The 22,290-nt window shown below is 68.9% G+C and carries 20 protein-coding genes and 3 pseudogenes; 14 read left to right on the top strand and 9 right to left on the bottom strand.

From position 1 onward, the window contains the following. Positions 1-422 precede the first annotated feature (422 nt). Complete coding sequence (locus ACIBB8_RS15425; protein ID WP_398952220.1) at positions 423-767, top strand: hypothetical protein; 345 nt, start codon at positions 423-425, stop codon at positions 765-767. Then, a complete protein-coding gene (locus ACIBB8_RS15420; protein WP_398952218.1) occupies positions 764-1,090 on the top strand; it encodes a hypothetical protein in 327 nt (108 codons plus the stop codon). Before ACIBB8_RS15425 ends, ACIBB8_RS15420 begins: the two co-directional genes overlap by 4 nt. Positions 1,091-1,445: 355 nt before the next feature. On the opposite strand, the gene ACIBB8_RS15415 is transcribed toward ACIBB8_RS15420, so the two are convergent. Then, positions 1,446-2,729, bottom strand: coding sequence for a HEAT repeat domain-containing protein (locus tag ACIBB8_RS15415; protein WP_398952216.1), 1,284 nt, complete (start codon positions 2,727-2,729; stop codon positions 1,446-1,448). Positions 2,730-3,361: 632 nt separating this feature from the next. On the opposite strand from ACIBB8_RS15415, the gene ACIBB8_RS15410 reads away from it, so the two are divergent. The 6 genes from ACIBB8_RS15410 (at position 3,362) to ACIBB8_RS15385 (ending at position 10,039) form a co-directional block, all read left to right on the top strand. Beyond that, a complete protein-coding gene (locus ACIBB8_RS15410) occupies positions 3,362-3,928 on the top strand; it encodes a TetR/AcrR family transcriptional regulator (RefSeq protein ID WP_398952214.1) in 567 nt (188 codons plus the stop codon). Between the two features lie 106 nt (positions 3,929-4,034). Beyond that, complete coding sequence (locus ACIBB8_RS15405) at positions 4,035-5,903, top strand: DHA2 family efflux MFS transporter permease subunit (protein WP_398952212.1); 1,869 nt, start codon at positions 4,035-4,037, stop codon at positions 5,901-5,903. A gap of 59 nt (positions 5,904-5,962) precedes the next feature. Next, positions 5,963-7,324 carry a carotenoid oxygenase family protein gene (locus ACIBB8_RS15400; protein WP_398952210.1) on the top strand — a complete coding sequence of 454 codons (1,362 nt, stop codon included), beginning with the start codon at positions 5,963-5,965 and terminating at the stop codon, positions 7,322-7,324. Between the two features lie 86 nt (positions 7,325-7,410). Then, the gene (locus ACIBB8_RS15395) at positions 7,411-8,001 is read left to right on the top strand and encodes an SRPBCC family protein (protein WP_398952208.1); all 591 of its coding nucleotides are present in this window, start codon (positions 7,411-7,413) and stop codon (positions 7,999-8,001) included. 209 nt (positions 8,002-8,210) lie between these two features. After that, complete coding sequence (locus ACIBB8_RS15390; RefSeq protein ID WP_398952206.1) at positions 8,211-8,723, top strand: SigE family RNA polymerase sigma factor; 513 nt, start codon at positions 8,211-8,213, stop codon at positions 8,721-8,723. 41 nt (positions 8,724-8,764) lie between these two features. After that, positions 8,765-10,039 carry a hypothetical protein gene (locus ACIBB8_RS15385; RefSeq protein ID WP_398952204.1) on the top strand — a complete coding sequence of 425 codons (1,275 nt, stop codon included), beginning with the start codon at positions 8,765-8,767 and terminating at the stop codon, positions 10,037-10,039. A gap of 260 nt (positions 10,040-10,299) precedes the next feature. Here the strand turns inward: ACIBB8_RS15385 and helR are convergent, their stop codons facing one another. Both helR and ACIBB8_RS15375 read right to left on the bottom strand, forming a co-directional pair. Then, entirely contained in the window at positions 10,300-12,447 is a 2,148-nt protein-coding gene (gene helR / locus ACIBB8_RS15380) for an RNA polymerase recycling motor ATPase HelR (protein ID WP_398952202.1), read from the bottom strand. Positions 12,448-12,635: 188 nt separating this feature from the next. Continuing rightward, the gene (locus tag ACIBB8_RS15375; protein WP_398952200.1) at positions 12,636-13,871 is read right to left on the bottom strand and encodes a glycosyltransferase; all 1,236 of its coding nucleotides are present in this window, start codon (positions 13,869-13,871) and stop codon (positions 12,636-12,638) included. A gap of 228 nt (positions 13,872-14,099) precedes the next feature. Here ACIBB8_RS15375 and ACIBB8_RS15370 point away from each other — a divergent pair, with 228 nt between their 5' ends. The 3 genes and pseudogenes from ACIBB8_RS15370 (at position 14,100) to ACIBB8_RS15360 (ending at position 15,800) form a co-directional block, all read left to right on the top strand. After that, positions 14,100-14,234, top strand: coding sequence for a hypothetical protein (locus ACIBB8_RS15370; protein ID WP_398952270.1), 135 nt, complete (start codon positions 14,100-14,102; stop codon positions 14,232-14,234). After that, positions 14,228-14,361 (top strand): annotated as a pseudogene (locus ACIBB8_RS15365) (dihydrofolate reductase); the annotation flags it as partial. The gene ACIBB8_RS15370 and the pseudogene ACIBB8_RS15365, both read left to right, overlap by 7 nt. Positions 14,362-14,918: 557 nt before the next feature. Then, positions 14,919-15,800 carry a GNAT family N-acetyltransferase gene (locus ACIBB8_RS15360; protein WP_398952198.1) on the top strand — a complete coding sequence of 294 codons (882 nt, stop codon included), beginning with the start codon at positions 14,919-14,921 and terminating at the stop codon, positions 15,798-15,800. 78 nt (positions 15,801-15,878) lie between these two features. On the opposite strand, the gene ACIBB8_RS15355 is transcribed toward ACIBB8_RS15360, so the two are convergent. Further along, positions 15,879-16,484 (bottom strand): TetR/AcrR family transcriptional regulator, encoded by a 606-nt coding sequence (locus ACIBB8_RS15355; protein WP_398952196.1) that lies wholly within the window; start codon positions 16,482-16,484, stop codon positions 15,879-15,881. A gap of 121 nt (positions 16,485-16,605) precedes the next feature. Between ACIBB8_RS15355 and ACIBB8_RS15350 the strand changes: the two genes are divergently transcribed. Together ACIBB8_RS15350 and ACIBB8_RS15345 are read left to right on the top strand one after the other, a co-directional pair. Next, entirely contained in the window at positions 16,606-17,190 is a 585-nt protein-coding gene (locus ACIBB8_RS15350; RefSeq protein WP_398952194.1) for a dihydrofolate reductase family protein, read from the top strand. Between the two features lie 64 nt (positions 17,191-17,254). Beyond that, positions 17,255-18,637: a serine hydrolase domain-containing protein gene (locus tag ACIBB8_RS15345; protein WP_398952192.1), complete on the top strand. Its 1,383-nt coding sequence runs from the start codon at positions 17,255-17,257 to the stop codon at positions 18,635-18,637. Between the two features lie 53 nt (positions 18,638-18,690). Here the strand turns inward: ACIBB8_RS15345 and ACIBB8_RS15340 are convergent, their stop codons facing one another. The 3 genes and pseudogenes from ACIBB8_RS15340 to ACIBB8_RS15330 all read right to left on the bottom strand — a co-directional run. Further along, positions 18,691-19,854: a winged helix DNA-binding domain-containing protein gene (locus ACIBB8_RS15340; protein WP_398952190.1), complete on the bottom strand. Its 1,164-nt coding sequence runs from the start codon at positions 19,852-19,854 to the stop codon at positions 18,691-18,693. A gap of 46 nt (positions 19,855-19,900) precedes the next feature. After that, positions 19,901-20,353, bottom strand: coding sequence for a GNAT family N-acetyltransferase (locus ACIBB8_RS15335; protein WP_398952188.1), 453 nt, complete (start codon positions 20,351-20,353; stop codon positions 19,901-19,903). Positions 20,354-20,381: 28 nt separating this feature from the next. Next, a pseudogene (locus tag ACIBB8_RS15330) lies at positions 20,382-20,471 on the bottom strand (MarR family transcriptional regulator); the annotation flags it as partial. Position 20,472: 1 nt separating this feature from the next. Here ACIBB8_RS15330 and ACIBB8_RS15325 point away from each other — a divergent pair. Continuing rightward, positions 20,473-20,645 (top strand): annotated as a pseudogene (locus ACIBB8_RS15325) (MFS transporter); the annotation flags it as partial. Positions 20,646-20,703: 58 nt separating this feature from the next. On the opposite strand, the gene ACIBB8_RS15320 reads toward ACIBB8_RS15325, so the two are convergent. Together ACIBB8_RS15320 and ACIBB8_RS15315 are read right to left on the bottom strand one after the other, a co-directional pair. Beyond that, the gene (locus tag ACIBB8_RS15320; protein WP_037702185.1) at positions 20,704-21,183 is read right to left on the bottom strand and encodes an NUDIX domain-containing protein; all 480 of its coding nucleotides are present in this window, start codon (positions 21,181-21,183) and stop codon (positions 20,704-20,706) included. Between the two features lie 53 nt (positions 21,184-21,236). Continuing rightward, positions 21,237-22,133, bottom strand: a complete 897-nt coding sequence (locus tag ACIBB8_RS15315; RefSeq protein ID WP_398952186.1) for a LysR family transcriptional regulator — start codon at positions 22,131-22,133, stop codon at positions 21,237-21,239. Positions 22,134-22,290: the final 157 nt, after the last annotated feature.

Below are 22,290 nucleotides of genomic sequence, written 5' to 3'. Positions count from 1 at the left end.
ACGCCTTGCACGCACATCTGCGGCGTTGCCAGAACGGCCTGATAGCTCCGCTATGAGGCCGCTTCGGCGCCTTGTAGCCGCACGCACCAGACGCCGCTCGCTGATCCGGCCAAGATCTTCAGCACCCTCCTAGTACTGACATGTTGGAGGATCTCAAGTTTCGTGTCGGAATCTCACGGCGGATGTCGGATTGCTGTCGGATACGACATCAGCTGTGAGAAAGCCCAGGTCAGATATCCCGTCGCAACCGCGGCTTGTCGCATTGATCTGCGCGCCGGGCTTGCGTGCGAGGGCCGGGGACAGGTTTGCGTGAGACGGTGTCCGCTTTGGGGCGGCTCTTGTCTCATTGCAGGTGGCATGTCTCAATCCAGATGCGGTGATCGCCCTCGCTGCCTGTCCGTGGTGATCGCCATCATGGGGATATGGCCAACCCGAACCTGACCACCGGCAGTATCTGGCGGCTCCACCACAGCGACCAGGAGATTGCCCGGCTGACCGTGACCGGCGCCGATATGCCCTGGACTCACGCCGAAGTCGAGACACTTCCTGGCTTTGAAGACTTTCGTCCCCTCTTTACTGAGCAAGAGCGGGCTGTCGACGAGGAGGACTGGGAGCGGGCCGACGCCTGCTACACCCAGATCCGCAGTGCGCTCGCCCTGACGTTTCCCGACGGCAGCCCGGTCGCTGAGTTCATGCTGCACATCCACGACGACGGTACCGCCGGCTGGCGCTGGCACGACGAGCCCTTCGACGCGGTGAACCAGTGACGCGCTGGGTTCGCTGCTTCTGGGACGAGGAGGCTGTTTGGTTCTCCTTCGAGCTGGACACCGATGGCTACGTGATCCGGCAAGTCGAGTTCCAGGAGCCCGGAAGCAAGGCTTTGGCTGCTGCCTCGCTCGCCGAGTGGCAAGAAGCCCAAAGTGCCGGTCGGTTGGCTGAATACGAGAGTGTCTACGGTCTGACCGCGGAACCGCCTATCTCTGAGTGGGAGGGGCACGAACCGCCGTGGTTGTCGGCCGATGAGTTCGAGATCGTTTGGTCGACCGCCCGTCGGCAGCTTCAGGATCGTCAGCGGCGACATCCTTCCTGAGCGCGTCCGCTGCTGCGGCCTCTGGCTAGGAAACTGCCATCTTCAGTGCGAAACCGGGCGTCAGGTGTCTCGCCATCCTGACAAGGCCCTGCTCAGGTGGCATCGCTCTCGCCATGATCAATGAGACGCGCCATCGGCACCGTCCGCAGGTCTGTCGCGGCGCCTTGCCATGTCCCCAGCAAGTCGCGGTTCAGCCTGTCACCCCGCTGGTCAACGGCCCCGCCTCTGCAAGATCTAATGAGACGGGACATCAGCTGTGAGACAGCCCAGGTCAGAGGCCCGACGGCCCGAGCCACCCATTGTGGAGGGCCGAGCAGATGCACTGCGACAGGACACAGGTCGCCACCATTAACGTTCAACCCCAGATGCATTCCGTCCTCTCGTCGTGGCCATCGTTCGGAAGGCCCACGTAGACGCGCAGAGCCGCCCGGGTGTCGGGCATCTGCCGGCTTCGAAGGGTCTCTTCGAACTTCTTCCCGTACGCGCCCCAGGGCCCGGCCTTCACCAATGCCTGGAGAAGGCGTTGTTGCCCCTCGGTGAGTTCGGCGAACGGGGGGGTGCCGTTGTGGAAGGGCTCGGCGAAGGCCACAGCTATTGCGGTCTTCGCTGTCCACCCCTTGTGGTTGCCGGGCATCGCTGTCAGGCAGTCGGCCACGCCGCGGAGCACGGATTCCCGGTCGTGGTTGGAGAGCGACAGAAGAGAGCGACTGATGTAACCGGGGGTGTCGCCTTCGTTGTAGTCGATGTCCGGCTTCGGGGTGTCGACCGCCGCCGCGGCGAGTTCGGCGATCACGTGCTCAGTCAGGTCGGTGCCGAGCCCGGTGGCGCCCTTGGTGCTGCCGATCCGGGCCAGAGCGGTCGCCGCCGCCCAGCGGATCAAGGGCTCCGTGGCGTCCAGGTGAGGGCTGAGCCGTGACGTGAGAGTGATGTCGCCGAGCAGGCCGACCGCCACCAGGGCGGTGGCGGTCACCGTCACTGAGTCCTTGACCCGGAGGCGGTCGAGGAGAAGGGGCAGGATGGCGGCCGCTTCTTCGGGGAACCAGGCCGACAGGTAGGCGGTTTTGGTCCGGATGGCGGGGTCGGGATCGTCGAGGAGTGGGAGCAGGCCGGGCAGTTCGGCGCGGACCGCGTCGTAGGAGAGCAGGGCGCTCGCCCGGGAGTCCATCAGCCGCCCAGCGGCCCACTCCGCTCGGATCTCCCTGATCCTGTTGCGCTTCTCCTCGTCCGGCTCGGCGGCTATTTGCTCGTCGTACCAGGCCAGTGCCTCATCCATGCTCAGTTCAGCGGCCGCCGCGCGCCAGGCCTTGATGTCGATGCCGCGGGGAAGGTCGTATTCGTCGTGCCAGTCGATCGCGAGTCTGGTCAGCAGCGACAGCACCCCGTCGCGGACTGTGTGGGGGCCGGCCAGGGCGATTCGGGCCAGGAAGGGCACCGCGTACGGTGACGCGGAGTATCGGGTGCCCTGGTGAAAGATGTTGCCGAACAAGGACCTCAAGGCACCCTCACGGGCGGCCTCGTCATGACTGCACAATGCGGTGAGCTGTTCGGGGACGTCCTGCGCTCTCCCGTAGGCGTGGCCCAGCTCGGCCCAATCCACCTTGTGCAGGCCTTCCAGGAGGCCGCGTTCACTGTTGATCACCGCCCGACTGTCACACACGCCACTGATAACGAGTTGGGCGAAAGCCCATGCCTGTGCTCCGTACGTCGGCCGGTCGGCCGAGGCCGTGAGGAAATGACACGGCTGGTGAGACTGAAGCCGCCCGACACGGCGTGAGACAGCTAGAGAAAGCGCAGGCCACAGCTTCTCGTGCAGTTCATCGCCGCGCAGCCGTTCCTGCTGGAGGCGACGGTCGATGGCGGGCCTTGCAGGCATGTCCCGGACTACCTGCTGATCACGGGCGAGGGACTGCCAGTGGTCGTGGACGTCAAACCGCGCGAGCGGTTGACCGACCAGAAGGTTGCCTTCACCTTCGACTGGACGGGGCGCGTTGTTGGAGTGCGGGGGTGGCGGTACGAGGTGTGGAGCGAACCGGCTGCCGCGGAACTGGAGAACGTGCGCTTCTTGTCGGGCTTACCGGCGGGGCTGGCTGTTCGACTCCACCCTGCTCGACGAGCTCCGCCAAGTCGACTTCGACGGCCTCGCCTTGGGGGATGCCGCCCGGCTCATTCAGCATCGCCCAGAGCCCTGCGTGTGGCCCCGTGGACCACTGCCCCGGTCGAACCGCCGGGTAACGGGTTGACGAAGAAAAGCATGAGTGATTAAGTACTCACATGAAGAGCGAACGCCCCCGCCAGCTGTCCACTGCCGAGGAGCGCCGAGAGACGGTGCTGCGCACCGCGATCGGCGCCTTCGCCGCCCGGGGCTACTGGGGCACCACCACCACCGAGGTGGCGAAGGCGGCCGGCATCTCACAGGCGTACGTCTACCGCCTGTTCCCGAACAAGGAACTGCTGTTCACGGCGGTGGTCGAGCACTGCTTCGTACGGGTGAGGGCCAGCCTGGAGCGGGCCGCGGCCGATGCGACGGGCAGCTCGGCGGAGGCGGTCCTGGGGGCTATGGGGGACGCGTACGCCCAGCTGATCAGCGACAACGACCTGATGCTGATCCAGCTCCACGCCCAGGCGGCGGCGGTGTCCGAGCCGGCCGTGCGCGAGGTGGTCCGACAGGGGTACGCCCGGCTGGTGGAGTACGTACGTGGCGCCTCTGGCGGGACGGAGGCGCAGGTCCAGGAGTTCTTCGCGCGGGGCATGCTGTGCCATCTGATCGTTTCCATGGGGGCCGACGAGGTGGACGCCCCCTGGACCCGGACCCTGACGGCCGGCGTCCGGCACTACTGACGCCCACGCGACCGCACGACCGCACGACCGAGCTCACGGGCGGGGCACTGGCCCCGCCCTCTCTTGGACATCAAATGTGAGTGGTTGACCACACAGGGAGCGTGTTATGAATTCCACCGGCGCCCGCCACAGCCCTGGTGCCACGCTCGCGGCCCTCGCCGGGGCGCAGTTCACCGTCATGCTGGCCACCTCGATCGTGAACGTGGCCCTGCCCCAGATCCGCGCCGGTGCGGACCTGTCGGACAGCGGCACCACCTGGGTGGTCAACGCCTACGGCCTTGCCTTCGGGGCGTTGCTGCTGGCGGGAGGCCGGGCGGCGGACCTGCTGGGGCACCGCCGAACGCTCCTGGCGGGACTCGCGGTGTTCGGTCTCTCCTCGCTGACGGCGGGCCTGGCCACCTCGTCCGCCGTGCTGATCGCGGCCCGCGTGGTCCAGGGACTGGGCGCCGCGGCGATCGCCCCCGCGGCGCTGGCCCTGGTGATGGGACTGTTTCCGCCCGGCGCCGGCCGAGGCCGGGCCCTGGGGGTGTGGGGGGCCGTGTCCGGCGCGGGAGGCGCGGCCGGAGTCCTCCTCGGTGGCGCCCTGACCCAGGCGTGGGGCTGGCCGTGGATCTTCTACGCGGTGGCGATCGGCGCGTTCGCGGTCCTGGCCGCCGCTGCCGCGACCGTGCCGAAGACGCGGGTCACCGAGGGCGGACGGTTCGACACACCGGGCACCGTCACCGTCACCCTCGCGCTCACCGCCCTGGTGTGGGGACTGACGTCGGCCCGCCGCTCGGGCTGGACCGACACCACGGTCCTGTCGGCCTTCGCCGTCACGGCCGTCCTGCTCACCGCGTTCGTCCTGGTCGAGCGCCGCCACCCGAACCCGCTGCTGCCGCCCCGCCTGTTCCGTACGGGACGGGTCGCCGCCGGCAACCTCCTGATGGCGCTGCTCGGCTCGGTGTGGATCGCCCTGTTCTTCTTCCTCCCTCTCTACCAGCAGCAGGTTCTCGGGCTGAGCCCGCTGGTCACCGGCCTCGGCCAGCTCCCGCTGGCCTTCGCCAACATGCTCGGCTCCACGCTGGCGCCGAGGATCTCCCGCCGCATCGGCTCCACCGCGACCGTCACCGGCGCACTGCTGACCGAGGCCGCCGGACTGCTGTGGCTGTCCCGGATCAGCGCCCACGGCAGCTTCGCCGCCGACGTCCTCGGCCCCAGCGTCCTCATCGGCCTGGGCCTGAGCATCGCCTTCGTCCAGCTCACCGGCCTGGCCGTCGAGGGCGTCCCCAGCCAGGACTCCGGGCTGGCCGGCGGCCTGGTCAACACCACCCGGCAGGTCGGCGGCGCGATCGGCCTCGCGGTCCTTGCCACCCTCGCCGGCACCACCACCGCCCACTCCGCCGGCCGCCAGCCGCACCTGGAAGCGCTCACCGCCGGCTACCGCACCGCGTTCGGTGTCTCCGCCGCCGTTCTCGCGGCCGCCGCCGCCCTCGCCCTGCTCCTCTCGATCGCAACACGCCGGACCGCACACCAACCGAAGGGAATCACCGACATGTTCACCATCGACGCGACCGCACCGGTCATCGTCCGCCTGTCCACCGTGATCGACGCCCCGCTGGAGCGGGTCTGGACCCTGCACACCGACATCGACTCCTGGGCCTCCTGGAACACGGACATCGACCAGGCCCAGCTCGACGGCCCGCTGCTGCCCGGCAACTCCTTCCACTGGAAGACCCACGGCCTGGACATCACCTCCACCATCCGCGAGCTCGTCCCCTGCGAGCGCCTGGTCTGGGGCGGCCCGGCGAACGGCATCGACGGCGTCCACGTGTGGACCTTCGAGCGGTCCGGCGACCAGGTCACCGTCCACACCGAGGAGTCCTGGAGCGGCGCCCCCGTCGAGGCCGCCACCGACGAACTCGGCCAAGCCCTGAACGCCTCCCTGACCACCTGGCTCGCCGCCCTCAAGGCCCGCGCCGAGCAGACCGCCTGACCCCCCGCCACCCCAGCCATCCGCGCCACGACACCCTTCACGGAAACGAGGTTCCACCCATGACCACCACCGAGAAGCCCTTCCTCGTCGGCCACTACACCCCGGCCGTCGACGAGATCACCGCCACCGGCCTGACCGTCGAGGGCGCCCTGCCGACCGAGCTGACCGGCCGACTGATCCGCAACAGCCACAACCCCAAGCCCGGCGTCACTCCCACCCACTGGTTCAAGGGCAGCGGAATGGTCCACGGCATCCGCCTGCGGGACGGCCGCGCCGAGTGGTACCGCAACCGCTGGGTGCACACCCCCGCCCTGAACGGCGCCCCCTACATGACCGAGCACGGCCCGGACCTGACCGCCAGCACCGCCGGCACCCACGTCATCGAGCACGCCGGACGCCTGCTCGCCCTGTGCGAGGCGAACTTCCCCTTCGAGCTCACCCCGGACCTGGACACCGTCGGCGCCTACGACTTCGACGGCAAGCTGCTCAGCGCGATGACGGCACACCCCAAGACCGACCCAGTCACCGGGGAGCTGCACTTCTTCGGCTCCTCGCCCTTCCCTCCGTACCTGATGTACTACGTGGCCGACGCCAAGGGCCGAATCACGCAGAGCGTCGAGGTGCCCGGCGCGACCGCCTCCCTCAAGCACGACTTCGCCCTCACCCGCAACCACATCGTCTTCGTCGAGGGCACGGTCACCTTCGATCCGACCGAGCACTCCGGCATCCCCTACGGCTGGAACGACGCGCAGCCCGCCCGGATCGGCGTGATGCCTCGTGGCCCGCAGGGCGCCGAGAAGATCCGCTGGTTCCCCATCGAGCCGGGCAATATGCTGCACACCGGCAACGCCTACGAGGATGCCCAGGGCCGCATCGTTCTGGAAGGCCCGACCGTGGACCGGGAAGGCTTCCAGCTCTCCTGGAACTGGTGGGTCGGCGCCCCCGGCCGCGGAACGGAGCCCAACGCCCGTTCCTACAATCGCCGCTGGGTCATCGATCTGGCTGTCGGCCGCGTCGACGAGCAGATCATCGACGACCTCGCCGTCGAATTCCCCACCCTCAACGAGGACTTCCTCGGAACCGAGAACCGCTACCAGTACGCGGTCTCCTTCCCCGACCAGAACGGCTACGGCGGCTACGGCGTCGTCAAGTACGACCGCACCACCGGCGCCCGTCGCATCCACCAGGCCGGCGACGCCCGCCTGCCCAGCGAGGCCGTGTTCGTACCCGCCGCCGGCGCCACCCGCGAGGACGACGGCTACCTGCTCACCGTCGTCTCCGACCTCAAGCAGGACGCTTCCCAGCTCCTGGTCCTGGACGCCTCCAGCCTCGACCGGATCGCCACAGTCCACCTCCCGCGCCGGGTCACCGGCGGCATCCACGGCTCCTGGATCCCCGACGCCGACGCATCCAGGAGCTGAACCCGCCTCCGGGCCGGGGGGCTGGACTCAGCTCCCCCGGCCCGGCCCTCGCACGAGACCATCCGCTCCCTGAAAGGCCAAGCATCATGCGTATGTCGACCCTGGCGAAGTTCGCCGCCACTACCAGCGCACTCCTCATCGCCGTCTCCGGCACCGCCTACGCCGTCACCGACGAAAAGCCCGCCACCGCCGGCACCATCCATGCCGCGCACACCGGTGACGTGCAGATCGACGAGAGCGCGCCGGTCATCACCCGCAAGAGCATCCTCATCCACGCCCCCCTGCACACCATCTGGAAGATCCAGACCGAAGTCGAGAAGTGGCCCACCTGGCAGCCCCATGTCGAGACAGTCGTCAAGGACACCCCAGGACGCCTGCGCCCCGGCTCCGTCTTCCGGTGGAGCACCGAGGGACTGGACATCACCTCCACCGTCAAGCAGACCGACCACGGCAAGCGCTTGGCCTGGGGCGGACCCGCCCAGGGCATCACCGCGATCCACGTGTGGACCTTCACCCCGACCCGCGACGGCGTCCTCGTCCACACCGAGGAGTCGTGGACCGGAGCGCCGGTCGTCGCCAACCAGGCCGCCCTGCAGGCCGCCCTCGACAACTCCCTCCACAACTGGATCAACAACCTCAAGAATCAGGCCGAGACCCAGGACCAGACCGCGGATTAGCCCCCCGGCCGGCGGTCTGGCGGAGCAATTCTCCGACACAGGGTCATCCCGTTCCTGCCACGCTCCCCGCCCCCGCGCACCAGGACGGAGATCCGCGTCCGGAGCTCCGTCCCGCGCCTCGCGGAGAGAGGAAGCAACTCGGGTGAAACATCCCGCCGCCCCCACCGCATCTAAATGGTGTAGGCGACGAGGCAAGGGGAGAGCGGCGGATGAGACGGTCCCAGGAGAGCGCCTTCCGGGAGTTCGCGGCGGCCCGCATGGGGCATCTCTTCCGTTCGGCGTGCCTGTTGACCAGCGGCGACACCTATCTCGCCGAGGATCTGGTGCAGGAGACGGTCGGGCGGATGTATGTGGTGTGGGGCCGGTCGTCGAAGCTCGGCAATCCGGCGGCGTACGCGCAGACCGTCCTTGTGCGTGTCTTTCTGGCGCACGCGCGGCGGCGTTCGGCGGGAGAGCGGCCGAGCGACGAGATTCCCGAGATCTCGGAGACGGCCGCGCAGGGTGACGCCTCGCTGCGGCTCATGCTCCTGGACGCGCTGCGGAAGCTGCCGGCGAAGGACCGGGCGGTGGTCGTGCTGCGGTACTGGGAGGACCGGTCCGTCACGGAGACTGCGGACGTCCTCAACGTCAGCTCCGCAGCCGTACGCACCCGCAGCACCCGTGCACTCGCCCGGCTGAGGGTGCAACTGGGCGGCAGCATCGGAGAGTTCGCCGCGCACTGATCAGTCCGACTGACTATTACGAGAAATGGCGGTGGTGAGGCATGTCTGGAACGCAGGAGGACCTGGACACGTTCGAAGGCGGGCTCGGTGACGCGCTACGCCGCACCGGAGAGGTCTTCTCCGTGGAGGGGCGCCCGCTGGTGGACGGCGGCGTCGTGCGCGGCCGGCGGGGGTTGCGGCGCAGGCGGGTCGCGGCCGTGACCGGCAGCGTCGCGGCGCTCGCCGCCGTGGGGTTCGGAGCGTCGTACACCACAGGGGCGTTCGGCGGCGGCTCGGGGCAGGGCGGGACGGGCGTGGCTGCGCAGCCGAAGGTGCAGGAGACCGGTCCTTCGACGAAGTCGGCGCCCGGCAAGGGGCCGCAGTTCTCGGCGCAGCAGGTGATCGAGAGGTTGGAGGGGCTGCTGCCGGAGGGTAAGGTCAGCGGGCAGACCGGGCGCGGTACGGCCGACCGGTTCGGGCCATCAGCGCACCTCGTCTTCGACGATGGCGAGGGCAAAGCTGCGATCGGCGTGAGCGTCGGCGCCATCGACCCGGACAGCACGGGGGCGGAGCAGCAGCTCGAATGCCCCGACAAGACCTTCGTGCTGTACGACTCCTGCCGGAATGAGACGCTTGCCGACGGTTCGCGCCTGATGGTGTTGCGCGGGTACGAATACCCTGACAAGCGCGTGGACACCAAGTGGTGGCACGCCTATCTCGTGACCTCCGATGGATACACGGTCGATGCCAGCGAGTGGAACGCGCCCGCAGAGAAGGACGCCGCCGTTTCACGGCCCGAGCCCCCGCTCACTGTTGGGCAGTTGAAGGGACTCGTCATCTCCGACGAGTGGCGGCCCGTGATGAACGCTCTGGGAAAGGCGGCCCCGGAGCCGGTACAGCAGCCGCCGGCGCAGAGGCAGGACGGCCAGGCGATCCTGAGAAAGCTCAAGTCGTTGCTGCCCGTGTCCGCGAAGGCAGCCTCCGAGCGTGGTGACGACGGATACGCGTACGTCGTCGTGAATGACGGCAAGGGCGCGAGCCTGGTGCAGATCAACGTGCAGCCGAGCATGTCGGACGTGGAGGGGGAGCTGTTCGGGTCCGGTGCGGAGGTGCTGTCGGACGGGACGAAGGTCGTCACGCGTCAGGGCCCGGGCGAGAAGGGCGGCGCGGGCGTGGTGATGTGGACCGCCGACACCATCCGTACGGACGGCCTCCGGGTCGTGGTGTCCGCGTTCAACTCCGGGTCCCAGAACGCGAAGGCCACACGGCAGACGCCCGCGCTGACCATGCAGCAGCTGAAGTCGATCGCCACGAGCGGTAAGTGGGCCGGAAAGTAGGTCCGTAGGCAACGCGCCTGCGCCTTGCGGTAGTTGGTGAGGCGGTTCACCCTTCGAGGTGGCCGCCTCCCTCTTCGTTTTGCGTAGGTGAGCGTTGGGCGGCGCTGTTACCTTGCCCGGGCGTCCTCGCAGCCGCTGTCGCAAACCGTCGCCACCCTGCTGGACGACATCGGAGCGCCCGCAGTTGGTACACCCGCGTGTACGCCGGCGTCCAGGAACGCCACCAGCTCGGCCGGCAGCAGGCGTCCGCCCGCCCGACGTCAGGAGCTCGTGAGGATGACGAGTTGCTGGGTGGCTCGGGTCATCGCGACATAGCGGTCGACCGCTCCTTCGATGCCCTTACCGAACGCCTCTGGGTCGACGAGGACGACCAGGTCGAACTCGAGCCCCTTCGACAGCTCCGGGGTCAGCGACCGGACGCGGGACGTCGTCCGGAATGTGGGATCGCCGATGACGCAGGCGATCCCGTCGGCATGTGCGGCGAGCCAGGTGTCGAGGATCGAGCTCAGATCCGAAGCAGATCCGTGTACGACGGGGACGTCGCTGCTGCGGATGGAGGTCGGCACGTTGGCGTCCGGGAGCACGGCCCGGATGACCGGCTCGGCTTCCGCCATGATTTCTTCCGGCGTCCGGTAGTTGATGCTCAGGGAGGCCAGGTTGATCCGGTCGAGCCCGATCCGCTCGAGCCGTTCCTGCCACGACTCCGTGAACCCGTGCCTGGCCTGGGCGCGATCCCCGACGATGGTGAAGCTCCGGGACGGGCACCGGAGCAGCAACATCTGCCACTCTGCGTCAGTCAGTTCCTGAGCCTCGTCCACGACGATGTGCGCGAACGGGCCGGCGAGCAGATCCGGTTCGGTGCCGGGCACTGCGGTCTCGTCGACCAGAGTGTTCTGTATGTCCTGTCCCCGCAGCATCGTCACTGCACCTTCACCGTCGTCATCGGCCTCAAGCAGGGCGTCGACGACCTTGGCCATGTGCTCGCGTTCGGCGGCGACAGAGGCGTTGTGCCGACGCTTACGCCGCGACGCCTCCGGGTCGCCGAGCCGCTGCCGCGCTGCGTCCAGAAGCGGCAGGTCGGACACCGTCCAGGCCTGGGCGTCCCCGCGCTGAAGCTGCGACACGTCCTCGGGGCTGAGCCAGGGAGCGCACTTCCGCAGGTAGGCGGGTACCGACCACAGGTCTCCGACGAGGTCAGCCGCTTCGAGCAGCGGCCACGCGCGGTTGAAGGCCGTGAGCAGCTCCCCGTTCTGCAGCAGCGACTTGCGGAGCAGGTCGGCCGAGACGTCGCCGTCGTGCTTGTCCACCAGGATCGTGAGCAGCTCCTCCCAGATCTGGTCGCGCGCCTCGTTGTGCGGAGTGCCGGGTTCTGCCGCTTCGAACGCCACGGCCCAATCGTCGGCGTCCAGCCGGATGTCGGACCAGTGGGTCGTGATCGTCATCGCCTTGGTGGGCGGCTCCTCGTAGAACCTGACGGCCGTCTCGATCGCCTTCACCAGGTTCGCGGACGACTTCAGGAGGGCCACGTCCGGGTCGGCCTCGATCGCTGCCGCGGCTCCCTCGGCCACGAGATCCCGCAGGGTGCAGGTCTGCACGCCCTCCTCTCCGAGGCTGGGGAGGACGTCGGCGACATAGCCCAGGTAGGGCTGGTGCGGACCGACGAACAGCACGCCGCCCCGGCGGTGACCGAGGCGAGGGTCGGAGTAGAGGAGGTAGGCGGAGCGGTGCAGAGCGACGACGGTCTTCCCCGTACCCGGACCGCCGTCGACGACGAGAGCCCCGCGGGATCCCGCGCGGATGATGGCGTCCTGGTCGGCCTGGATGGTGCCGAGCACGTCTCGCATCCGTGTCGACCGGTTGCTGCCCAGGCTGGCGACGAAGGCGGACTGGTCGTCGAGCGCGGCGTGCCCGGCAAACCCGTCCGAGGTGAACACCTCGTCCCAGTAGTCGCTGATCCGGCCGCGGGTCCAGCGATACCTGCGGCGGCTTGCCAGCCCCATCGGGTTGGCGTGGGTGGCTCCGAAGAACGGCTCGACCGCGGGGGAGCGCCAGTCGAGCAGCAGCCGACGGCCCGCGCTGTCCGTAAGGCCGAGTCGTCCGACGTACACGGGCTCGGGGTCGTCTGCGCTGACCATGTGTCCGAGGCACAGGTCCAAGCCGAAGCGGCGCAGTGCGCGCAGGCGAGCGGTCAGCCGGTAGACCTCTGTGTCCCGGTCCATTGCCTGCCGGCCGATGCCGCCGGGTGCCTTGCGCTCGGCTTCGAGGCGGTCGGTCAGCTCGGCGATCGACTGCTCGAGGCACTCCGCGATGGCTGCGAAGTGCTGCTCATCGCCGGCGATCAGCGTCGGATCGGCCTTGGGGGAGAGGCGGTCGGGAAGGTCGAACGCGCTGGTGGTCAGGGGGTTCACTCATCAGCTCCGATTTGAGGTCGCTTGCGACCATTGCGCGCGGCAAAGGGTCTGGTCCGGCGTGACGAACCTGGTGGCCATGACGAGCAACGCTCCGCCTGACGTGGGCCCCGTGGCCGTTGTCGGTTCAGGTCGCCAGGGCGTGCAGGTTCTCGTGTCTGGGTCCTCGCTCGATGATCCGGTGCGGTTCACGCGGACATGGGCGGCCTTTCTCGGCTGACCGAGTCGAGCAGCAGCTTCGCGGCCACCGTTGTCCCGTCGGTGCGGATCGTGCCGGCCACAGCCGTCGCTCGTGCGCGGGTCTCGGGGGTCAGGGCCGTCTGGAGCGCGGCCGACAGGGATTCGAAGGTCGGAGTCGGACCGTCGTGTGCCGCGCCGATGCCCAGGTCTGCCACCCGGCCGGCCCAGTACGGCTGGTCCACCATCTGGGGTACCACCACCTGGGGCGCGCCGGCCCGGGTGGCCGTCGTCGTGGTGCCCGCGCCGCCGTGGTGTACGACGGCGGCCACCCGGCCGAACAGTGCCTGCTGGTTGATCTCGCCGACGGTGAAGCAGTCGTCCTGGCCGTCGATCAGGGCCAGGTCGGCCCAGCCGCGCCCGATCAGTGCGCGGCGGCCCTGCGCGCGGATCGCCTCGACGGCCGCCCGGGCGATGTCCGTCGAGTCGCGCATGGGCATGCTGCCGAAACCCACGTACACCGGTGGTGTTCCGGCGTCCAGGAACGCCACCAGCTCGGCCGGGAGCGGGCGTTCGTCCGGCAGGATCCACGCGCCGGTCTGTACGACGTCGAGGCCCGGCGTCTCCTGCCACGGGTCCAGGACCGGGTCCGTCGCCAGCCACGGCTGGTCGCCGATGACGTAGTCGCGGACGTCGTCCACCGGTGGCAGGCCGATCGACGCCCGGTTCGTGTTGAGCGCCTCACCGAACAGCGCGTTGATGCTCTGGGCGTCCAGGTCCCACAGCACCCGGTTGTCGGTCACCTCCGGCGGGAACGGCCGGCCCGGATACGCCAGCGGCGGGTGGTGCGGCGACGGCAGGGTGAGCTGCTGGAAGGTCACGGACACGGAGCGGATGCCCAGTTTCTCTGCCACCGATCGCGCGCCGGCCGTGGCCGGCAGCGCGCCGGTCGCCACCAACACATCGCATCCCTCGGCCGCCGCGGTGACCGCGTCGAACTGGCTGGCGATCAACTCGGCCGCACGCCGGGGCAGGGATGACGGCGGCGCCGCCGCAGTCATCAGCGCGCGTGCCGACTGGCCGGCCGGCACCAGCGGCACGCCGACACCGGCCAGCAGCTCCGCGAACTCCTCGTCCGGCGGCGCGCACACCCGCACCTCCGCGCCGAGTGCCCGCAACCGCACTGCGAGTCCCACCATCGGTTCGACGTCCCCGCGCGACCCATACGTTGACAACAGCACACGCACTTCGCGACTCCCATTTCCTCAAGTTCTGGCTTCGGTCGGCGATTTTGCGGCACGACCCGGGTCTTGCCGCAAGCCCCCCGGTGCGCTATACGTTGAGAGTGGAAAGGAGTGGGTACTCCCCCTTTCCCTTTTGTCGTCCGCTGTGGACGGACAACCTCCTCGCGAAGCGGCGGCGCGCCGCGTACGGCGATACCGTCGACCCGGGTCGATTTCCCCATGGGCCTACGGATGCAGCGGGGGAACGAAAAGTTCTTCACCCTCTTCAGCAAGGCCGGCTCGAACATCGTCGAGAGCGCCGCCCTTCTCAGGTGGTTCGTCGCCGCGCCGCACGAGCGCTGGGCGGAGCCCGCCAAACGCCGGTGATCCTCGGCGGCGGTAGGAGGATCTTCCCCGGCGACGGCGAGCTGCGCCCGCCGGAGCTGGTCTCCACGCGGTCACCAGCGGGACGGGGGTACACGTCTGCACCTACCGGCCGGTCGCCGAGGGGTAGGTCGGGCGGTGGGGCGCCAGGGCCTTGCGCCGGGCCGACCCTGGTGCCGTAACGGTTCCGGGGCTTGCAGGTTCGCCTCGTTCGACCCGTCCGTCGGCGCGGCGGTCATCCGCCGGTTGCGCCGCTGCCGGCGCCGAGGTCTTGGGGGGAGGGCATGGCCGGCCCGGTGGTGCGCAGCGTCATGCGGCCAATTCCTGCCCGAATCACTCCAGGGCCGCCGGTCGGTGCCTGAGCACGACGGGGCGGGGAGCCCTCTCGACCTCGCGGGACGCCTTCCAGGGAGCGAGCCCGCTTCAGTCGGTGCGACCGACAGCCACGCGGTCAATCGTTCTTCGTTCACCCGAGCCGCAGGCCGGAACCCATGCCGACCGGACGTGCCACGGCGGGTTCGGCGACCGATAAACGCCGTTGTTGCGGACCCCGGCGATGGATACGGTTGCGCTGGGTCGTTCCTCACGCAGAGCGACGTCATCGACAGGAGGTGTGCAGCACATGCGCAGGAGCCGTCAGCACCCGAATCCGTGCACTGCCATGCCACCACTCATGACGGAGACATCTTGTCGATTCGCATCACCCCGCTGACCGACCCCGACAGCGGCCCGGCCGGCCACCGCCTGGCGTGGCTCGCATCCGGTCCCACCGGAGCTCCGACCGGATCAGCTTTTCTGCGTCTTTTCACCACCACCGGTCAGGATCACCTGGCCGAGCTCGAACTCGCCGTCCATCCGTCGGAGAGGCGGAACGGCATCGGCTCACGGCTGCTGGAAGCGGCTGTGGCCACTGCTCGAGCCGATGGCCGGAGCTGCGTCACCGCTCAGGCGGACGAGAGTTCACCCGGTGACCTGTTCCTTTCGGCGCGGGGCTTTCGCAAGGTCCTCACCCTGACCTTCGCCCGGCTCGCGTTGGCGCGGGCGGACCTCGCCTCTCTCACCGAGATCATCGGGAAGCCGCACCCCGGCTACCGGCTGGCGTCATGGGCCGGAACCGTCCCCGATGAGCTTGCCGAGACTTTCGCGGCTTCGCGGCGGGCCATGGACGACATGCCGATGGACGACACCGATTACGGCACGGTGAGCTGGGACGTGGACCGGGTCCGGGCAGTGGCACAGGTCATCGAGAAGCGCGGCGACCTTCTGTACACGGTCGCCGCCATCGACGTGTCGAACGGCACGATCGCCGGTTTTACCGAGTTGGTCGTCCCCGGCGCCGGCAGGGGTGACGGCCAGCACTACGGCACCGGTGTCCTGCCCGAGCACCGCGGACATGGCCTCGGCCGATGGATGAAGGCCGAGGCGATCCGGCAGGCCGTCGAGTATCACCCGGATCTCGGCGGTCTGCTGACCGACACGGCCGACAGCAACCGGCCCATGCGCGCGATCAACGACGCGTTCGGATATCTGCCGACCCATAAATCGCTTCTGTACCAGCTCGATCTGTAGACGCGATGCCGCAGGGCCGGGGTTGCTCCGTCGCCCGGACAGGGCTGCCCCGGCCATGCGTTGCCCTCCCCGAGCGGGTCACCCCGCAGGGATGATGCGGGTGACGACCGTCTCCACAAGCCGGTCCAGGACGGCATCGGTGTGGGGAGCGTCGACGGTCTCGCTCCCGGTGAGCACGTCGGGCAGTGTGAGGTGCTCCAGCAGCAGGCCCGTCATGGCGAGATACAGCACGAGAACGGCGTCGGCATCGCCCGGCAGCCCCGCTTCCCGGTGGAAGCGGACGCTCTCATCCAGATTGGCGCGGATGGTCCGGTTGAGCCGGTCGCGGAGGGCGGGGCGCCGGGTGGCCTCCAGGCGCAGTTCCAGCATGGCGAGGTAGCTGGTGCGATCGGCGGCCATGCGCTGCATCAGCCATCGCATCAGTTCGGTGACCAGCTCGCGCGAGGGAGCCGGACGCATCGCCTCCTCGACTCCGACCGGGTCCGGTGTCATCCGGTCGGTGATCCGGGTGCAGGCTTGCATGAACAGGTCGTCCCGGTTGGCGAAGTAGTTGGACGCCGTCCCGGCCGGTACGCCCGCCCGTGTGTCGACCGCGCGGAAGGTGAGCCCTCGCGCACCTTCGTGCGCCAGCACCTCGATGGCGGCATCGACGAGTGCCGTTCTGCGCTCCGGGTTCCTGACCATGTGTGTGTCTCCTCCTCCTTCGGCCCCTCTACGGAAAGGGGTTGCGCAACCACTACATGTGAAGCACTATAAATGAAGTAGTTCGCATGTCCGAGCCAACACCACATTGAACGGGGATCTTGTGCGAAAGCTGACCTACTTCATTGCCTGCTCCATCGACGGCTTCATCGGTGACCCGAGCGGTGATGCGTCGTCCATGTTCCGGTTCCTGGATGAGGAGTTCCTCGACTACCTCAAGTCCCAGTATCCGGAGACTGTTTCGACCGCAGGCCGCCGGCAGCTGGGATTTCACGGCGTCAGGAATCAGAAGTTCGACACCGTGATCCAGGGAAGGGCCAGCTACCAACTGGCCCTGGACGCCAACATCACCAGCCCGTATGCCCAACTGCGCGAGCTTGTGGCATCCCGGACCATGAAGGAGTCGCCGGACCCGAACGTCGAACTCGTCTCCGGCGACGTGGTCGGCAGGGTGCGGGAACTCAAGGCGGAGGAGAGCGGCCTCGGAATCTGGCTCTGCGGTGGCTCACAGCTCGCTGGGGAGCTGCTCGACGAGATCGACGAGCTCGTGATCAAGACGTATCCGCTGGTCTACGGCTCGGGTATGCCGATGTTCGGATCGGATTTTGCGGCCACGGAGTTCATGTTGGATTCGGTGGCCGCCTTCGACAGCGGAGTACTGGTCAGGACGTACAGCCGCAAGCGCTGACCCCCAGGCCCGTGGGCCGCGAAATCGGGTCGCCGCCGAGTCGATGTGCCGGTACTTGTTGACCATGACCTATTCCTCAGAAGAGTTGCTTCCTGGTACGCAGCGGGCGCTGTTGCACCGCATTGCCTCCGCACAGGTCGAAGGCCGTACGCCCTCGCTCGTCGCTGCGGTGCAGCGCCAGGGCCGGATCGTCTGGAACGGATCGCGCAGTTGCGTTGACGGTCACGCCCCCGACTCCGATACGCAGTTCAGGATCGGTTCCCTGACCAAGACCTTTACAGCCGTGCTGGTCCTGCGGCTGCGTGACGAGGGGCTGCTCGATCTCGACGACCCGCTGGAAAAGCACCTCCCAGGGACAGGCGTCGGCGGGGTCACCGTCCTGCAACTACTGGGCCACAGTGCGGGACTGAGCGCCGAGTCGCCCGCGCCCTGGTGGGAGCGGACGCCGGGGACTCTGCGCCCCGAGCTTGCCGATGTCCTCGGCGAGCAGACACGGATGCATCCTCCCGGCCGTCGTCACCATTACTCGAACCCTGGCTACTCAGTGCTCGGAGCGCTGATCGAGGCGGTGCGCGGCGCATCGTGGGCGGAGGTGCTGCAGCGCGAGATCCTGGAACCGTTGGGCATGCGTCGTACGAGCACCCAGCCACAGGCGCCGCACGCGGGTGGCTGGGCCGTCCACCCGTGGGCCGATGTCTTGCTTCCCGAACCGGCGGAGGACCTCGGTCTCATGGCACCGGCCGGGCAGCTCTGGTCGACCACCACCGACCTCCTCCGGTTCGCCGCCTTCCTCGTCGAGGGGGATGACCGTGTGCTCGGTGCCGCCTCCGTGGAGGAGATGCGTGCTCCGTCGGTGCCGTCCGCGTCCGGTCCCGGGGAGGGCGCTTACGGTCTCGGCCTGCAGGTCGTACAACAGAACGGCCGCACCCTGCTCGGGCACACCGGCTCGCTGCCGGGGTTCCTGGCCACGCTCTGGTTCAGCATCGAGGACGATGTGGCCGCCGTGGTGCTCACCAATGCCACTTCTGGGCCGCCCGCCGCAACGATCGCCGCGGACCTCGTGGAGATCGTCGCCAAGGCCGAGCCACGCATCCCTGAGCCCTGGCGCCCGCTGCCCGAGGCCGACCCGGGACTCCTCGCGCTGACCGGACTCTGGTTCTGGGGCACACGCCCGAATGTCCTGCGCCTGACTGCAGACCGGGGGCTGGAACTGGGGCCGCTGCGTGGCGACGGCCGCGGTGCCCGATTCGTCGCGCAGCCGGACGGCACCTGGACCGGCCTCGACGGTTATTACGAGGGGGAGACGCTCCGTGTCGTCCGGGACTCCGACGGAAGCGTGAGCCACCTCGACCTGGGGTCGTTCGTCTTCACACGTGAGCCGTACGATCCCGCGTCGGCCGTTCCCGGTGGGGTCGACGCGGAAGGCTGGCGGGGCCTCGGCGCCTGAGCGTCACGGCGTCCGGCGTCTCGTTTCACGTGAAACGAGACGCCGGAGCCCACTTATGCCGTCAACTCCCTCTCCAGCGGCGTGCGGAAGCGTGGAGTGATCCGTGTTTTCCCCACCCACTCCGACAGTCGGGATGCCTCAGCCTCGATCGCGCCGGTGGCATCCCGGCCGATGTCGGACAGCAGCCGCCAGACCGGCTCGCCATCGGCTCGCTGTGCCCAGCCACCCACGATCTCGCCGTTCCACCACACTGTCGGGCCGATGTTGCCGGCCCGGTCGAAGAGTGCCGCCCGGTGCTCGGCCGGAAGATGGAAACCGCGATCGGCCCAACCCATCGCGCTCGGGTCGAGGGCGGGAAGCAGTGCCGCCGACGGCTCGAGGGACGGTTCGGGCTCCGTGTCCCCCGGGGAGACCCAGCCCGTCGCGCCGCTGTCGAGCCGCACCTCCTCGGCCCCGGTGGCTGCCAGCGCACTGCGTACCTGGCCGAGGCCCCAGCCCGTCCACCACTTCAGGTCGGTCTCGGTCGCGGGGCCGTACGAGCGGAGATAGCGCAGGGCCAGTTCCGCCTGTGCCTCTGCGGGCTCCCGGGCGGGCCATGGCTCGCCTGCCGTCCAGCGGAACTGGCTGGAGGTCCAGGAGCCGCGCGGCCGGTCCCGGCGGATCAGGCCTTCGGCTGCCAGTACCCGCAGGACACGGGTGGCGACTCCCTGAACTGTCTCCTGTTTCTTGCCGGGGAAGATCGTGATCTTCGTGCGCAGCGCCGGCACGGCGGCGGACAGCTCGCTGCCGGTGGCGGAGCCGCGCGCTGTGAGGGCGGTCAGGGTCGCCTTTTCTGTCTCAATGAGCCAGCTCTCGTCCAGTCCGTTCCCGTCGGCCTGCAGGTGCTTGAGGAAGGTCCGGCGCTCCTTGGCGGCCACGGCTCGGGCGTTCGACGCATCGACATACGGGGCGAGCCTGCTCGACACCGTGAAGAGGGTGTTGCGCATGGAGAGCAGCCGGACCAGCGAGACGTCCTCGTAGAGAGCCCGCTCCACCGTGTCCACGTCTGCCTCGGCGAGCCGGGCGCAGGTGGAAACAAAGACAGTGGCCGCGTCGGTGGCATGCAGGGCAACGACCGCGTCGGCCACGGCCACCGCGGATGCGGCCCGCACGGAGGGCGCCAGGAGGTGACGTCGGCCGAGTCTGATCCGGCGCTGTGTGTCGCTTATGGCGTGCATCGAGCGCTCCTTCGGTCCGTCGGATCCTGTCGATTCCGGGCTGCGGTCACAGAGCGAGCTTGAAACCTACGTGACTGGCGGTGAAGCCGAGCCGCTCGTAGAAGCGATGGGCATCAGTCCGGGTCGCATCGGACGTCAGCTGGACCAATTGGCAGTTCTGGCGTCGGGATTCGTCCACGGCCCACTGGATCAGCCGGGTGCCGAGGCCGCTGCCGCGCTCGTCGGCATGGACGCGAACACCCTCGATGATGGAGCGGGTCGAGCCGCGCCGGGAGAGCCCGGGAACCACTGTCAGCTGCAGAGTCCCGACAACACCGCCTTCGCGGACGGCGACGACCAGGTGCTGGTTCGGGTCATCGGCGAACCGCTGGAACGCGGCGTGGTAGGGGGCGAGATCGTCCGGCGACTCGCGCTGCGCGCCCAGCGGATCGTCCGCGAGCATGGCCACGACGGCCGGGATGTCGGTGGGAGCCGCCGGGCGTATTTCCAGATTGCTCATGACCGGCAGACTACGCATTTCAGGTGGCCTACGCGGGGACCTTCAGCTCTTCGACCGCCGTGACGAGCGGGGCCAACTCGGGGTTCCTGGCCGCCTCGTCGAGGGCGGCGCGCAGAGAGATCCCGGCAGCCGTCACCATCGGCGCCTTCAACCTCGGCAACGCGCTGTCGGCGTGGCGCGGCGGCCTCGTCATTGCCGCCGGTCTCGGTTACACCGCAGCCAACTGGGTCCGTGCCGCGCCGGCTGCTTCGCTCTGGTCCTCGCCGTCCTCTCCAGCGCCCTGGAGCGCCGGACGCCCGTAGCCACGACGGCCCCCCACCCCCGTCGGCATGGGGCCTCCGGGCTTGGGATCAGCCCAGGTCCGGCGCGTGCATCGCCCGGACGCCCTCGATGTTGCCGTCCAGGTAGTGCCGCAGCGACAGCGGCACGAGATGGACGGCGGCGATCCCGATCCGGCTGAACGGCACCCTTACGACGTCGTACTCGCCGCACGGATCGTCGATCTCGGGGCCGTGCCGCCGGGAAAGGTCCATTGAGTCCAGCCGGCAGACGAAGAAGTGCTGGACCTTGACACCCTTCACCCCACCGCCCTCGATGTGTTCCACGGTGTCGACGAAGCAGGGGACCACATCGGTGATCTTGGCGCCGAGCTCTTCGTCCACCTCGCGGTGGAGTGCGTCGACGACGGTTGCGTCCTCGGGCTCGACCCCGCCGCCCGGCGTGAGCCAGTACGGATCCACCCCCGGCTTGGTGCGCTTGATGAGGATGAGGTCGTTGCCGTCGAGCAGGATGGCGCGTGCGGTGCGCTTGACCACAGGACGTTCGGTCATGGCAAGAGAGTGGCCCACAGAACCCTTTCTGAAACACCCGCCCTGCCGTCGGGTCACCAATCGACGGCGGCGCGCACCAGCCACTCGTGCGCCCGCGCGATATGCGACAGCGCGAGTGTGCCGGTCCGCGCGGCCAGGAAGTAGGTGCGCAGCGGTGGCACGGGCGGGTCCAGGAGGGCCACCACCTCGCCGCGCTCCAGTGCCCCCTCGCACAGATAGCGCGGCAGTACAGCGAGTCCGGCGCCCGCCACGGCGCACTCCAGGACCGCGCGCAGATCCGGCGCGATGACGGTGCCCGCTGCGGCCGGCCGCCCGTCGAACACGGCGGCCCAGTAGCGGAAGACGAGCGGAAGGCTCTCATGCACCTCCACCACGGGCAGCTGCTGAAGCAGCACCGGACCCTTGTGCCGCAGCGCTCCGGGTCCGAGGCGTGCCGCCCAGCGCGGGGCGGCGACCAGCACATGCTCTTCGTCGCAGAGCGGAGTCGCGGTGAGCAGATCACCGCGCGGACGGGCCGTCGCAATGGCCAGATCGTGATGTCCGGCGGCGAGCCCCTCCAGCGCCTCCTCGGAATGGGCGAGGAACGTGCTGCGCAGGGCGAGGCCCTGGGAGACGAGGGGGGTGAGCGCGGGCAAGGCTCGCAACGAGGTGAATTCCGGCGGACCGGCCAGATGCAGCGTCCGTACGATCGACTCCTCGTCGAGGCCCGTCTCGGCGATCTCGACCAGTGCGTCCAGATGGGGAGCCGCCCGGTGCGCGAGCTCGTCGCCCATGGTGGTCGGGGTGACGCCGCGGGCCCTGCGCAGGAAGAGCGGACGGCCCAGCTGCCGTTCCAGCGTGCGTATCTGCGAGGTGACCGCGGGCTGGGAGAGACCGAGCAGCGCGGCGGCCCGGGTGAAGGAACCGGCCCGGTGCACCGTGACGAATGTGCGCAGCAGGGCCAGGTCCATGTCCGGTTCCCTCCCGCCCTTTTGACGTGTCCGACCCGAACAACCATAAATACGTCGATAGGTCGCTGTCGCTACCGTGATTGGACTCTGACGTAGAGTCAATTACCCTTGTCCGGACGGTTCTTCGCGCGTGGAACCGGGACGGTCCGAGCCACGA

The sequence above is a fragment of the Streptomyces sp. NPDC051286 genome (assembly GCF_044455345.1).
Taxonomy (GTDB): Bacteria; Actinomycetota; Actinomycetes; order Streptomycetales; family Streptomycetaceae; genus Streptomyces.
This window is presented reverse-complemented; position numbering and strand designations above follow the sequence as displayed.

Bases quoted from the DNA above. Each gene is read 5' to 3' on its own strand.
- ACIBB8_RS15400 (WP_398952210.1), top strand. From the start codon at position 5,963: ATGACCACCACCGAGAAGCCCTTCCTCGTCGGCCACTACACCCCGGCC.
- ACIBB8_RS15335 (WP_398952188.1), bottom strand. From the start codon at position 20,353: ATGAGCAATCTGGAAATACGCCCGGCGGCTCCCACCGACATCCCGGCC.
- ACIBB8_RS15340 (WP_398952190.1), bottom strand. From the start codon at position 19,854: ATGCACGCCATAAGCGACACACAGCGCCGGATCAGACTCGGCCGACGT.
- ACIBB8_RS15355 (WP_398952196.1), bottom strand. From the start codon at position 16,484: ATGGTCAGGAACCCGGAGCGCAGAACGGCACTCGTCGATGCCGCCATC.
- ACIBB8_RS15345 (WP_398952192.1), top strand. From the start codon at position 17,255: ATGACCTATTCCTCAGAAGAGTTGCTTCCTGGTACGCAGCGGGCGCTG.
- ACIBB8_RS15410 (WP_398952214.1), top strand. From the start codon at position 3,362: ATGAAGAGCGAACGCCCCCGCCAGCTGTCCACTGCCGAGGAGCGCCGA.
- ACIBB8_RS15370 (WP_398952270.1), top strand. From the start codon at position 14,100: ATGCAGCGGGGGAACGAAAAGTTCTTCACCCTCTTCAGCAAGGCCGGC.
- ACIBB8_RS15385 (WP_398952204.1), top strand. From the start codon at position 8,765: ATGTCTGGAACGCAGGAGGACCTGGACACGTTCGAAGGCGGGCTCGGT.
- ACIBB8_RS15395 (WP_398952208.1), top strand. From the start codon at position 7,411: ATGCGTATGTCGACCCTGGCGAAGTTCGCCGCCACTACCAGCGCACTC.
- ACIBB8_RS15315 (WP_398952186.1), bottom strand. From the start codon at position 22,133: ATGGACCTGGCCCTGCTGCGCACATTCGTCACGGTGCACCGGGCCGGT.
- ACIBB8_RS15425 (WP_398952220.1), top strand. From the start codon at position 423: ATGGCCAACCCGAACCTGACCACCGGCAGTATCTGGCGGCTCCACCAC.
- ACIBB8_RS15405 (WP_398952212.1), top strand. From the start codon at position 4,035: ATGAATTCCACCGGCGCCCGCCACAGCCCTGGTGCCACGCTCGCGGCC.
- ACIBB8_RS15390 (WP_398952206.1), top strand. From the start codon at position 8,211: ATGAGACGGTCCCAGGAGAGCGCCTTCCGGGAGTTCGCGGCGGCCCGC.
- ACIBB8_RS15320 (WP_037702185.1), bottom strand. From the start codon at position 21,183: ATGACCGAACGTCCTGTGGTCAAGCGCACCGCACGCGCCATCCTGCTC.